Annotated in this window: 12 protein-coding genes; 9 read left to right on the top strand and 3 right to left on the bottom strand. The window is 67.4% G+C overall.

The genetic code is table 11. From position 1 onward, the window contains the following. Nucleotides 1-112: 112 nt before the first annotated feature. The 9 genes from ACN9MV_RS31875 (at nt 113) to ACN9MV_RS31915 (ending at nt 10,280) form a co-directional block, all read left to right on the top strand. Nucleotides 113-2,743, top strand: coding sequence for an autotransporter outer membrane beta-barrel domain-containing protein (locus ACN9MV_RS31875; protein ID WP_426390845.1), 2,631 nt, complete (start codon nt 113-115; stop codon nt 2,741-2,743). Nucleotides 2,744-2,919: 176 nt separating this feature from the next. Then, on the top strand, nt 2,920-3,741 hold the full coding sequence (locus ACN9MV_RS31880) for a creatininase family protein (protein ID WP_426390846.1): 822 nt from the start codon (nt 2,920-2,922) through the stop codon (nt 3,739-3,741). Nucleotides 3,742-3,754: 13 nt separating this feature from the next. Beyond that, the gene (locus tag ACN9MV_RS31885) at nt 3,755-4,555 is read left to right on the top strand and encodes an ABC transporter ATP-binding protein (protein ID WP_093055344.1); all 801 of its coding nucleotides are present in this window, start codon (nt 3,755-3,757) and stop codon (nt 4,553-4,555) included. Then, a complete protein-coding gene (locus tag ACN9MV_RS31890) occupies nt 4,533-5,420 on the top strand; it encodes an ABC transporter permease (RefSeq protein WP_426390847.1) in 888 nt (295 codons plus the stop codon). The genes ACN9MV_RS31885 and ACN9MV_RS31890 overlap by 23 nt, the downstream gene beginning before the upstream one ends. Further along, nucleotides 5,410-6,789, top strand: a complete 1,380-nt coding sequence (locus ACN9MV_RS31895; RefSeq protein ID WP_426390848.1) for an FAD-binding oxidoreductase — start codon at nt 5,410-5,412, stop codon at nt 6,787-6,789. Before ACN9MV_RS31890 ends, ACN9MV_RS31895 begins: the two co-directional genes overlap by 11 nt. Nucleotides 6,790-6,845: 56 nt before the next feature. Next, the gene (locus tag ACN9MV_RS31900) at nt 6,846-7,874 is read left to right on the top strand and encodes an ABC transporter substrate-binding protein (protein WP_093055340.1); all 1,029 of its coding nucleotides are present in this window, start codon (nt 6,846-6,848) and stop codon (nt 7,872-7,874) included. Nucleotides 7,875-8,028: 154 nt separating this feature from the next. After that, entirely contained in the window at nt 8,029-8,619 is a 591-nt protein-coding gene (locus ACN9MV_RS31905) for an NAD(P)H-dependent oxidoreductase (RefSeq protein ID WP_093055338.1), read from the top strand. A 27-nt stretch (nt 8,620-8,646) separates the two neighbouring features. Then, nucleotides 8,647-9,606 (top strand): PDR/VanB family oxidoreductase, encoded by a 960-nt coding sequence (locus ACN9MV_RS31910; protein WP_093076223.1) that lies wholly within the window; start codon nt 8,647-8,649, stop codon nt 9,604-9,606. Further along, nucleotides 9,603-10,280, top strand: coding sequence for a TetR family transcriptional regulator C-terminal domain-containing protein (locus ACN9MV_RS31915; RefSeq protein ID WP_093055334.1), 678 nt, complete (start codon nt 9,603-9,605; stop codon nt 10,278-10,280). Before ACN9MV_RS31910 ends, ACN9MV_RS31915 begins: the two co-directional genes overlap by 4 nt. On the opposite strand, the gene ACN9MV_RS31920 is transcribed toward ACN9MV_RS31915, so the two are convergent. From ACN9MV_RS31920 to otnI, 3 genes are read right to left on the bottom strand one after another with little or no spacing between them, the layout of a single operon-like run. Then, nucleotides 10,273-10,743: a RidA family protein gene (locus tag ACN9MV_RS31920; protein WP_093076225.1), complete on the bottom strand. Its 471-nt coding sequence runs from the start codon at nt 10,741-10,743 to the stop codon at nt 10,273-10,275. The genes ACN9MV_RS31915 and ACN9MV_RS31920 overlap by 8 nt on opposite strands. Further along, nucleotides 10,740-11,936, bottom strand: a complete 1,197-nt coding sequence (locus tag ACN9MV_RS31925; RefSeq protein WP_426390849.1) for an amidohydrolase family protein — start codon at nt 11,934-11,936, stop codon at nt 10,740-10,742. The genes ACN9MV_RS31920 and ACN9MV_RS31925 overlap by 4 nt, the downstream gene beginning before the upstream one ends. After that, entirely contained in the window at nt 11,933-12,754 is an 822-nt protein-coding gene (gene otnI / locus ACN9MV_RS31930) for a 2-oxo-tetronate isomerase (protein WP_426390850.1), read from the bottom strand. The genes ACN9MV_RS31925 and otnI overlap by 4 nt, the downstream gene beginning before the upstream one ends. Nucleotides 12,755-12,760: the final 6 nt, after the last annotated feature.

The raw sequence follows: 12,760 nt of genomic DNA on the forward strand, positions 1-12,760 counted from the left end.
TCGCTCGATTGTTTCTTGATTGTTAATCGTGCCAAATGTCTTGGCAAATGGTCAAACGACCGCCCAGCCCCAGGGTCGTGCACGAGAGACAACCAAGAACAAAGGAGCAAGCATGAGCATCGCGCGATCGCATCGGATTCCGCGTCACCTTCCTTCCCATTCCCCTCTTGTTCGCTGCCTTGCGGCAACGCTCGCCACGCTGGCCGCCGATGGCGCCTATGCCGCCTGCGCGCCAACCGCCACGCCGGGCTCGAACACCGCCGTGGTCTGCGACGGCGCAACGACCGGTTCGGCCAGCGTGATCGCCACGCCGGGCAGCACCGGCGTCGGCATCACCGTGAACAACGGCGCCACGCTCAGCACCAACGCCACGCAGGTCCTGCTGGTGCGCGATGCCAGCACCATCACGAACAACGGCACCATCACCGTCTCGGGCGGCTCGGGTTCTGCTCGCGCGGCGATGGTCGCCACGGGCAACGACAACACCCTGACCAACAACGGCGCCATCCGCACGACGAGCAGCAGCACCTCCGGCATCCTGGTGACGTCGAACAGCAGCACGCGCACGGTCATCACCAACAACGGCAGCATCAGCACCACGGGCGGCAGCTCGCACGGCGTCTCCATGCTGGGCCCGGGCAACACGGTGATCAACAACGGCACCATCAATACCAGCGGCACCTCGGCCAAGGGCGTCTACCTGCAGGGGGGCAACCTCGTCGCCAACCTGCTGGTGAACACCGGCACCATCACCACCACCGGTGCCAACTCGCCCGCGGGCGGCGCCGATGCGGTGCATGCGAACACTCTGGGCTCAAGCTTCTTCTCGCGCGTGGAGAACCGGGCCGGTGGCACGCTGTCCAGCGCCAACGGCTACGGCTATCGCGGCCAGAACGGCAACGACGTGCTGGTCAACGCCGGCACCATCGAGGGACACGGCGGCGCCGCCAACACCGACGCGATCTACATGGGCGCGCTCGGCAACGGCACGCTGATATTGCAGACCGGCTCGGTCATCCGTGGCGGCGCCGACGGCGGCGTCGGAAAGACTGCCAGCACCTTCCTCGAAGGCACCGGCACGGTGGACAACGCGTTCCGCAATTTCCAGAACCTGACGATGCGCGGCACCGAATGGTCGTGGCTGACCGACGCGAATTTCTCCGACTCGATACGGGTGGAGTCCGGCCGCTTCAACCTCCCCGCGACACTGACGAGCCCCGTCATCACGGTGATCCCCGGCACCACAGTCGCGGGCACCGGCACATTCGCGGGCAACGTGACCAACCAGGGCACGCTGCTGCCCGGGCCTAACGACGGCGTGAACTTCGGGGCCTTCACCGTGCGCGGCAACTACTTCGGCGGCAGCGGCGCGCTGATGCAGGTCAACACCGTGCTGGCCGGTGACAACTCGCCATCGGACAAGCTCGTGATCGACGGCGGCGCGGCATCGGGCAGCACCGGCATCCGCGTGGTCAACCGCGGCGGCCTGGGCGCGCCCACGCTGGCCGACGGCATCCTGGTGGTGCAGGCACTCAACGGCGCCACCACGGCCCCCACCGCGTTCTCGCTGACCCAGGCGGTCGAGGCCGGCGCCTACAACTACCGGCTGTTCCGAGGCAGCGCGGCCGGCAACAACCCCGACAACTGGTACCTGCGCAACAACGGCTACCTGGTCGGCGGCACCGTGGTGGGCTCGCTGACAGAAGCGCTCGCGGTCCTCAACGAAACGCCGCCGGTGCCCGGCGCGCCGCCAGCCGCCATGTCGGTGGAGCCGGTCAAGCTCTACCGGCCCGAGGTCCCGCTCTACAGCGCCCTGCCGATCGCGGTGCGCCGCCTCGGGCTCGCGCAGCTGGGCAGCTTCCACGACCGGCAGGGTGACCAGCAATTGCTGGCCGGCGACGGGGACAGCGAAGGCCGGCAGGCCTCGTGGGGCCGCGTGTTCGGCGAGAGCACGCGGCAGCGCCTGCGCGGCGATGCGAATCCGCAGTTCGACGGCAACGTCCACGGCCTGCAGCTCGGCCACGACTTCCTGGTGGGCACCGACGCCGCCGGCGGACGCAACCGCGTCGGCGTGCTGGGTGGCTACACGCGCGCCAGCGGCAGCGCGAGCGGCGTCGCCGACGGGGCCACCAACGAGGCGGCCGGCCGGCTGAGCGTGGAGGGCTACAGCCTCGGCGCGTACTGGACCCGTATCGCGAACAGCGGCTGGTACAGCGACGCCGTGCTCATGGCCACCCGCTTCAAGACCGACGCGATTTCCACGCTCGGCCGCGGCGGCAGGCCGCACGGCAAGACGATCACCGCATCGCTGGAAGCGGGCTATCCGTTTGCCCTGAGCGACACCGTGACGCTGCAGCCACAGGCGCAGCTGATCTGGCAGCGCAGCTCGATCGACGATTTCGACGATGGCCTTTCCACCGTGCGCTTCCAGCGCGACAACGCCGTCACCGGCCGGCTGGGCGCGCGGCTCGAAGGCCGCTTCGACGCGGGCGGCGGCGTCTGGAAGCCGTACCTGAAGGTCAACCTGTGGCACACCTTCAGCGGCAGCAACGCGATCTACTTCGGGCCGACCGACCAGGTCGTCAACCGCCGCAATTCGAGCGCGCTCGAAGTCGGCGGCGGCGTTGTCGGCCAGGTGAACAAGACGCTGGCGGTCTACGGCGGCCTGGCGTACACCAGCGCCATCGGCATCACCGAGCAGACCGGCGTGCAGGGGCAAGTGGGGCTGCGCCTGCGCTGGTGAACCCCGGGCGGCGGGCGCTCGGGGTCAATTTTTGACCATTCGAGCAAATTTGATGGCATGCAGCTTGCATGAGATCGGTCATGAAAGATCAACGGGTATCCACGGATAGCCAATCTTTTTTGACCGTATGGATAATTTAGACCATCATCCCGTCCGTCGCCACGAGGTACACCACGATGAATCCGCCCCCACTGCGCAGCCGTTTCTGGTCTGACCTGACCAGCGAAGAGTTCTCCCGCCTCGACCGTGAACGGCTGATCGCCGTGCTGCCCGTGGGCGCGACCGAGCAGCACGGCCCCCATCTGCCGATGTCGACCGACACCGCCACCATCGGCGGCATGGTGCGCGCCACGCTGCCGCACCTGCCCGACGACCTGCCGGTGCTGTTCCTGCCCACCGTGCCTTATGGCAAGAGCAACGAACACTCGCGCTACCCCGGCACGCTCACCGTGTCGGCGAACACGCTGATCTCGCTGTGGACCGACATCGGCGCCTGCGTCGCCAAGGCAGGCGTGCGCAAGCTGGTGCTCTACAACAGCCACGGCGGCCAGATGAGCGTGATGGACATCGTGGCGCGCGACCTGCGCGAAGCCCACGACATGATGGTCGTGGCCGCCAACTGGTACACGCTGGGCCTGCCCGAGGGCCTGTTCACCGCGCATGAAGGCAGGCACGGCATCCACGCCGGCGACCTCGAAAGCTCGGTCATGCTGCACCTCACGCCCGACTACGTCCGCAAAGACCAGTTCCAGAACTTCAGCTCGATGACGGAGCAACTGGCCGCCGAGAACAAGTTCCTGTCGATCACCCCCAGCGGCAAGCTCGGCTGGCAGATGCACGACATCAACCCCGCGGGCGCAGCCGGCGACGCCACGCGCGCCACCGCCGAAAAGGGCGCGGCGGTGCTCGACCACGTGGGCCGCCGCTTCGTCGAGCTGCTGCACGAGGTCGACCGCTTCCCCCTGTCGCGCCTCGCCAACCAACCCGCCTGGCGCTAGGCTCGCAGCCATCATGGAAAGCACCACGCCATCCACCCCGCCGCTGGTCACCCTGCGCAACGTCAGCAAGCGCTTCGCCAACGGCACGCTCGCGCTGCAGGGCATGACGCTCGACATCGGCGAGCACGACTTCATCAGCTTCCTGGGCCCCTCGGGCTGCGGCAAGAGCACCGCGCTGCGCCTCATCGCGGGGCTCACGCGCCTCAGTTCGGGCGACATGCACTGGTCGGGTGCCAACACCGGAAAGACGCAGAGCGACCGCGACCTGGGCTTCGTGTTCCAGGAGCCCACGCTCATGCCCTGGGCCAAGGTGTTCGACAACGTCTGGCTGCCACTCAAGCTCGCGGGCATGAGCCGCGATGCGGCCGCGCCGGTGGTGCAGCAGGTGCTTGAGATGGTTGGCCTCTCGCGCTTTGCCGACGTGTACCCGCGCGAGCTCTCGGGCGGCATGAAGATGCGCGTGTCGATTGCGCGCGCACTGGTCACGCACCCGCGCCTGCTGCTGATGGACGAGCCCTTTGCCGCGCTCGACGAGATGACGCGCATCAAGCTCAACAACGACCTGCTGGCCATCTGGCGCGAACACCGCTTCTCGGTCGTGTTCGTCACGCACAGCGTGTACGAGTCGGTGTACCTGTCGAACCGCATCGTCGTGATGGCCGCGCGCCCGGGCCGCGTGATCGACGAGATCCGCATCGACGAACCCTATCCGCGCGGCGAAGAGTTCCGCACATCGAGCCGCTACAACGCGCACTGCACTGCCGTGTCGCAATCCCTGCACGGAGCCCTGCATGGCCTCGACATCGATCACTGAGCCCGTCGCCCTCGCGGATGCCAATGCGGATGCGGCGCCCTCCGAGGCATCGCTGCGCGCGCACGAAGACCGGCTGCGCCGGCGCGAGTCGCTGCTGCGCATCGTCGTGCCCGCGGGCATCGTCGTGCTGCTGCTGCTCATCTGGGAATGGACGGTTCGCGCCAACAACATCCCGCACTACATCCTGCCCGCGCCCTCGCTCATTCTTCGCACGCTGTTCGACAACTGGGATTCGCTGTCCAGCGCTCTGTGGTTCACGGTGAAGCTCACGCTGCTCGCGCTGGCCGCGGCCATCGTCGGCGGCGTGCTGCTGGCGATTGCGTTCGCGCTCTTCAAGTGGGTGGAGATCGGCCTGTTCCCGATCGCCGTGATCCTGCAGGTGACGCCGATCATCGCGATCGCGCCGCTGATCCTGATCTACGTGTCGAGCACCACGGCGGCGCTGCTGCTGTGCGCGTGGATCGTGGCCTTCTTCCCGATCCTGTCGAACACCGTCATCGGCCTGAAAAGCGCGGACAGCAACCTTCGCGACCTGTTCCAGCTCTACATGGCCTCGCCGTGGCAGACCTTCCGCTACCTGCTCGCGCCCAGCGCGCTGCCGTACTTCATGGCGGGCCTGAAGATCGCGGGCGGGCTGAGCCTGATCGGCGCGGTGGTCGCCGAGTTCACGGCCGGCACTGCGGGCAAGGAAACGGGTCTTGCATCGCGCATTCTCGAATCGAGCTTCCGCACCGAGATTCCGATGATGTTCGCGGCGCTGCTGCTGGTGTCGTTGCTGGGCATCGTGATCTTCATCGTGTTCGCGGCCTTGTCGCGGCTGGTGCTCGGGCATTGGCACGAAAGCGAAATGCGCCGTGAACGCTAGGACCATCGTGCCTGCCGTCGACTGGGATGCCGTGCGCGCCGACCTGCGCGGCCTCAACCTGATCACCGCGCCGGCCCAGCGCAAGCAGCTGTCGAAAGACTTCTACTGGTACAGCCCCATCCTCACCGCGCAGCTCGCGGGCTGCGTGGCCGACCTCGTCGTCAAGGTCAGCACCGAAGACGACGTGCGGCAGGCCGCCGCCGTGGCCGCGAAATGGAAGCTGCCGCTCACCGTGCGTGCCGGCGGTACCGGCAACTACGGCCAGTGCGTGCCACTCGAAGGCGGCATCGTGCTCGACGTGACGCAGATGTGCCGCGTGCTCGACATCCAGCCCGGACGCATCCGCGTCGAGGCCGGCGCGCGCATGCACGACATCGACCTCGCCGCACGGGAGACCGGCCAGGCGCTGCGCATGTGGCCCTCGACCTGGCACGTGGCGTCCATCGGCGGCTTCATCGCGGGCGGCTTCGGCGGCATCGGCTCGTTCCGCCACGGCATCCTGCGCGACCCCGGCAACCTGCTGCGCGCGCGCGTGATGACGGTAGAGCGCGAGCCGCGCATCATCGAACTGCACGGCGACGAGATCCAGCAGGTGCACCACGCCTATGGCACCAACGGCGTGATCCTCGACGTGGAAGTCGCGCTGAGCCCCGCCGTCGAATGGGTGCACTGCACGGTGCTCTTCGAGACCTATCGCGGCGCGCTCGATTTCGGCATTGCGGCGCAGGCGCCTTCGCTCGACATCTTCCTGCTCTCGACGGTGGAGGCGCGTTTCTCGCCCTACTACACGGCCATGCGCGACCGATTTCCTGTCGACCGGCACGCCGTGTTCGCCATGGTCTCGCCCGAGTCGATGGCGGACTTTCGCGCCTTGGCCGATGCACAGGGCGGCACGATCTCGGTCGCCGGCACCGAAGCCGAGCTGCTCGCCGAAGGCCTGCCCCCGGCCTACGAGTGCGCGTTCAACCACACGACGCTGCAGGCGCTGAAGGCAGACCGCGGCTGGACCTACCTGCAGGTGGCCTACGCCCAGCCCTTCGACCCGGCCGTGGTCGAGCGCCATCTGCAGATCTTCGGCGACGACGTGCTGCAGCACCAGGACTTCGCGCGCGCCAACGGCGAGTGCGGCACCTTCGGCATCCTACTCGTGCGCTGGAAGGGCGAGGCCCACCAGTACGAAGTGATCCGCGAGATCGAGTCGCAGGGCGGCTGCCAGATCTTCAACCCGCACGTCGTCACCATCGAGGACGGCGGCATGAAGACCATCGACACGCAGCAGATCGAATTCAAGAAGCGCAGCGATCCGATGGGGCTGATGAATCCCGGCAAGACGCGCGGCTGGTCGCCAGAGATGGCTACCGAACGCTGAAAAGATTTAGTCTCCGCATCCCGTACCTTCCAAAACCTCCACAGGAGTCCGTCCCCATGCGCATCCCCGCTTTCAATCTCCGACCGCTTGCTTTCGGCCTGGCCCTCGCGGCCGCCGCCTTCGCCGCGCAGGCGCAGGAAAAAGTGGTGTTCGCCACCAACTGGAAGGCGCAGGCCGGCCACGGCGGCTTCTACCAGGCGCTGGTGGACGGCACCTACAAGAAGTACGGCCTCGACGTCGACATCCAGCAGGGCGGCCCGATGGTCAACAACCGGCCGATGCTGCCGGCCGGCAAGGTCGACTTCCTGATGACGGGCAACCTGCTGCAGTCCTTCGACAACGTGAAGAACGGCGTGCCCACGGTGGTGGTCGCGGCCTTCTTCCAGAAAGACCCGCAGGCCATGTTCGCCCACCCGGGCCAGGGCTTCGACACCTTCAAGGACATGACCAAGGCACCCGTGGCCTTCATCGGCAAGGACGGCCAGTTCAGCTTCTGGCAGTGGATGAAGTCGGAGCACGGCTTCAAGGATTCGCAGCTCAAGCCCTACACCTTCAACGTGGGCCCCTTCCTGGCCGACAAGAAGTCGATCCAGCAGGGCTATGCGATTTCGGAGCCGCTGTCGATCAAGGCGCAGGCCGGCTTCGACCCGGTGGTGCAGCTGCTGGCAGACAACGGCTTCTCGACCTACTCGACCACCATCGAGACGCGCGCCGACCTGATCAAGACCAAGCCCGAGACGGTGCGCAAGTTCGTCGAGGCCTCGATCATCGGCTGGAACAACTACCTCTACGGCGACAACAAGGCCGCCAACGAGATGATCGCCAAGATCAACCCCGACTCGCCCGTGGCCGCCTCGCAGGGCTCCATCGAGCTGATGAAGAAGATGGGCATCGTCGACAGCGGCGAATCGCTCACCAAGGGCATCGGCGCGATGGACGAGGCCCGCGTGAAGGACTTCTACGACAAGATGGTCAAGGCCGGCCTGTACAAGACCGGCGAGGTCGATCTCTCGAAAGTCGTGACCACGCAGTTCGTCAACAAGGGCGTCGGCGTCGACGTCCGCAAGAAGCTCACAGGCAAGTAAGCACACCGATTTTTTCCCGTGGGTCGCGCGGGGCTTGCGCCGGGGTCAGATGCCGGCGCCTGGGTTGCCATAAGGCACCGCGCGGCCTTTCACTCCTTGGGCTCTGACCCCGTCTCGCCAGCGACGCAAGTCCTGAGCGAACCGGCCCTCAACCATGAAAACGCTAGTCGTCCACTGCCATCCGAACCCTGACAGCTTCAATCACGCGCTCTATCGCACCGCCCTCGAGGCGCTCGAACCGCGACACCCCGTCAAGGCCATCGACCTGTACGCCGAGGGCTTCGACCCGACGCTGACACGCGAAGAGCGCATCGCCTACCTCGACAACCCCGACCTGATCCGCGAACGCGTGAAACCCCACGTCGAAGCGCTGCTGTGGGCCGAGCATCTTGTGTTCGTGTTTCCCACCTGGTTCCACGGGCCGCCGTCGATGCTCAAGGGCTGGCTCGAAAGGGTGTGGCTGCCGGGCGTGGCCTTCCTGCCGGCGGAACGCAAGGGGCAGCTCGCGAAGTCGGGCATGCGGCACATCCGGCGGCTGACGGTGGTGACCACCGGCGGCTCGCCGCGCTGGTTCGTGCTGATGATCGGCGACCCGGGCCGGCGGCTGTTCACGCGCGCGCTGCGTGCGCTGTTCGCGTGGCGCTGCAAGGTGACGTGGCTGCAGCTGCACGACATGAACGCAGCGACCGCACGCGACCGGACTCATTTCATCGAGCGCGTGTCGCGCAAGCTGGGCAGCATCTAGAAAACATCGACACAGGGAGACAACTCAATGAGCCTCGAACGCACGCTCACCGTCCGCGTCGAACGCATCTCGCGGCAGACGCCGGAAATCCTGGCCTTCGAGCTGGCCCACCCGTGGGGCCGGCCGCTGCCTTCCTACGAGGCCGGCGCGCATATCGACGTGCACATGCCCGGCGGCTTCTCGCGGCAGTACTCGCTGGCGCGCGCGCCCTCTGACGCCAACTCCTACGTGATCGGCGTGAAGCGCGAACTCGCCAGCCGCGGCGGCTCGGCCTCGATGCACGAGCGCGTGCGCGAGGGCGACCTGCTGCCGATCAGCGCGCCGCGCAACACCTTTCCGCTGCGCGAGGAAGCCACGCACCACCTGCTGCTGGCCGGTGGCATCGGCATGACGCCGCTGCTGGCGATGGCACAGGCGCTTGCGGCGCGCGGCGCGCAGTTCACGCTGTGCGTGTTCGCGCGCAGCGAAGAGCATCTGGCCTTCGCCGATGCGCTGCACGCGCCCGCGCTGGCGCCGCACCTGCGGCTGCACCTCGACCAGGGTGACGCCTTGCAGCGTATCGACCTGCATGGGTTGCTGGCCGACCGCGCGCCCGGCACGCACCTTTACGTCTGCGGCCCCGGCGGCTTCATGAAGGCGGTGCGCGACGCAGCCGCGCACTGGCCCGAAGACGCGCTGCACGCCGAATACTTCGCCGCACCGACCGACGCCAACGCCACCACCGGCCTGCCCTTCACGCTGAAGCTCGCCCGGCGTGGCATCACCGTGCCGGTGGCTGCCGACCAGACAGCCGTCGACGCGCTGCACGAAGTCGGCATCGACATTCCCGTGTCGTGCCAGCAGGGCCTGTGCGGCACCTGCGTGGTCGAGGGCGACGGCGAAGACGCCGAGCACCGCGACTTCTGCCTCACGGGCAGCGAGCGCCGCCACAAGATTGCCCTGTGCTGCTCGCGCGCCAGGGGCCAGGAACTGGAACTCCAGCTGTGAGCGCGCGTCCTGCTTCCGTCAACGAAGAGAGCGACGCCGAGGCGCCCGCCACGCGCGGCCGCTCGCGCAAGTACACGCAGGTGCTCGGCCTCATCAACCAGGCCGCCATCGAAGTGTTCGCAAGCGAAGGGCTGGCCGGCGCGTCCACGCAGGCCATCGCCGACAAGGCGGGGCTTTCGAAGGCGCAGCTGCATTACTACATCGAGAGCAAGGAAGCGCTGTACCGCCAGGTGCTGCAGGACATCCTCACCGACTGGATCGTGGTGTTCGGCTTCAGCGACGAGGCCTTCGGCCCGCGCAAGGTGCTGGGCGACCTGATCCAGCGCAAGATGATGTTCTCGTTCGAGCACCCGCTGCGCTCGCGGATCTTCACGGCCGAGATGATGCGCGGCGCGCCCGTCATCAACAACATGATGGACACGAGCAAGCAGCGCACCGACCAGGCCGCCGCCGTGATCCAGAACTGGATGAACCAGGGCCTGATGGACAAGGCCGACCCGATGCTGGTGCTGTTCCACATCTGGGCGGTGACGCAGTTCTACGCCGACCACGCCACGCAGGCGGCCTACTACCGCAACGCAGCCCAGCAGGGCCAGGACAAGGACGGCAAAGACCGGCGCTACCTGATCGAGCAGGTGACGGAGTTCCTGCTGAAGGGCGCGGGGGTCAAGTAGAAGAGCGCTGGGGCAGGTACATGGTGGCTTCGACTTCCACCAGCACTTCGTCCCCCGGCAGGAAGCGCGACACCTCCACCACCGTGCTCACCGGCGGCTCGCCCGGATAGAACAGGCCGCGCACGCGGTTGTAGAAGGCGTAGTGCGGCAGGTGGCGGAAGTACTGCACCAGCTTCACCACGTCTTCCATGGTGCCGCCATGCTCGGCGGCGATCTGGCGGATGCGCTCCAGCACGAACCAGCTCTGCGCGACGATGGGCGCCTCGAACACGTCGACCGACATCTGCCCCGTGGCATAGCCCACGCCCTGCAGCGCGGTGCGTGCTGCTTCGGGAATCGCGTCGTAGCCAGCGACGGCGCGGCGTGTGGCCGGATCGACCGCGACCACGCCGCTCATGAAGACGAAATCGCCGACGCGCTTGGCGGCGGCGTAGTTGGCCATTGGCTTGCCCATCGTGCTCATTGTGTTTTCTCCAGTACCTGGCCAGCGCGGATGACGGTGCGTTGCCGCCCGCGCGGGCCGATGAGTTCGTGTTCGTCTGTGGCCGACAACAGCAGCAGGTCCGCCGGACAGCCCGGCGCGATGCGCCCGTCCCATGCGAGCCCCAGCGCTTTCGCGGGGCTCACGGTGACGGTGTCGAGCCAGTCGGAGGCCGGCGCCAGGTGCGCCATCTGCACGCCGAGGCCGAAGGTCTCCAGCAAGTCGTAGCTGCCGTAGGGATAGAAGGCGTCCTGCACGTTGTCGGTTGCGAGGCTTGCACGCAAGCCCCGTGCCGCCGCCTCGCGGATGCGCGTGATGCCGCGTTGCACCGGCGTGCGGTCCCAGGCGCCCTGCAGGTAGAGGTTGGTGGTGGGCAGCGCAACAAGGTGAATGCCCGCGCCGGCGCACAGTGCCAGCGTTTCCCCGGCAACCGCGTCGTCCTGCGCCGAGAGCGAGCAGGCGTGGCCGCAGACCACGCCGTGCCTGAAGTCGCGCGCCCGCACCAGCTGCGCGATGCTGCGCAGGCCGCTGGCCTCGGGGTCGAGCCCTTCGTCGACATGGAAGTCGAGGCCCAGCCCGTGTTGCTGCGCGAGGTCGAACACACGTCCGAGCTTGTGGACGATGCCTTCGTTGCGGTAGACGAACGCGCCGAGCACACCGCCCGCGCGCTTCACCTCGCGCGCGATGCGTTCGCCTGCGGCGTGGTCGGCGAACAGGTCGAGCGGCGTGAGCGAGACGAACTGCAGCTCGACGCGGCCGCGCCACTCCTCGCGCAGCGACTCGAACACGGCCAGCGCGGCCGGCGGTTCGGCCTGCACCCAATCGAGGTGCGTGCGCAGTGCGCGCGTGCCCGATTGCCAGGCGTCGTTCAATGCGCGCTCCATGCGAACGCGCAGTGATTCGCCGGTCCAGCTGTCGCGGTGCCTGTTCATGCGCTCGATGGCGGCGAACAGGTTGCCTTGCGCAGCGCCGACGTCCTGCACGGTGTAGTTCTTGTCGATGTGCGCGTGCGCCTCGACCAGCGCGCTCAGCAGCGTGCCGCTTGCGTGCTTCTGTTGGGCGCTCGGCACGATGGATGCAACGCTGTCGCCAGTCAACGTGACATCAAACAACTGCGCATCGCCCGCCGCGAATGCACGCAGCGGCGCCGGAATGCGCAGCGCCTCGAGCTTCATGCGTGCCGCTGCTCCCAGGCCCGCAGCCAGCCGAGGCCGGCCGAGGTGCCGCCCGGCTCCGAACCGCGCTTCGGCCGGTATTCGCAGCCGACCCAGCCCTGCCAGCCGCACTGCGCCGACACCTCGTCGATCACGTCGAACAGGTACGGGTAGTTCTGTTCGCCGATGTCCGGCTCATGCCGCTCGGGCACGCCGGCGATCTGGATGTGGCCGACGCGGCCGGTGGGAAGGTACTTGCGGATCTTCATTGCCACGTCGCCTTCGACGATCTGGCAGTGGTACAGGTCCATCTGCACCTTGAGGTTGGGCGCGCTCACCGTCTCGACGATCTCGTGCGCGTGGTCTTGCCGGTTGAGAAAGAAGCGCGGAATGTCGCGCGTGTTGATCGGCTCGATCAGCACGTCGCGGCCGGCCTTGGCTGCTTCGGCCGCGGCCCAGCGCAGGTTGTCGAGGTACACGGGCTGCAGCGCGTCGCGCTCCAGGCCTTCGGGCACGAGGCCGGCCATGACGTGGATGCGCGGGCAGTCGAGCGCCACGGCGTAGTCGATAGCCTTGGCAATGCCTTCGCGAAACTCGGCGTCGCGCCCCGGCAGGCAGGCCAGGCCGCGCTCGCCGCCGTTCCAGTCGCCGGGCGGGCCGTTGAACAGCACCTGCTGCAAGCCGTTGTGCTTGAGCCGCGCCAGGATTTCGTCTTTCGCGAAGTCGTAGGGGAAGAGATATTCCACGGCCTTGAAGCCGTCTTTCGCGGCGGCGTCGAAGCGGTCGAGGAAAGCGAGCTCCGGGTAGAGCATCGAGAGGTTGGCGGCAAATTGGGGCATGGGGTG

The organism is Variovorax sp. R-27, assembly GCF_049913215.1.
Lineage (GTDB): Bacteria > Pseudomonadota > Gammaproteobacteria > Burkholderiales > Burkholderiaceae_C > Variovorax.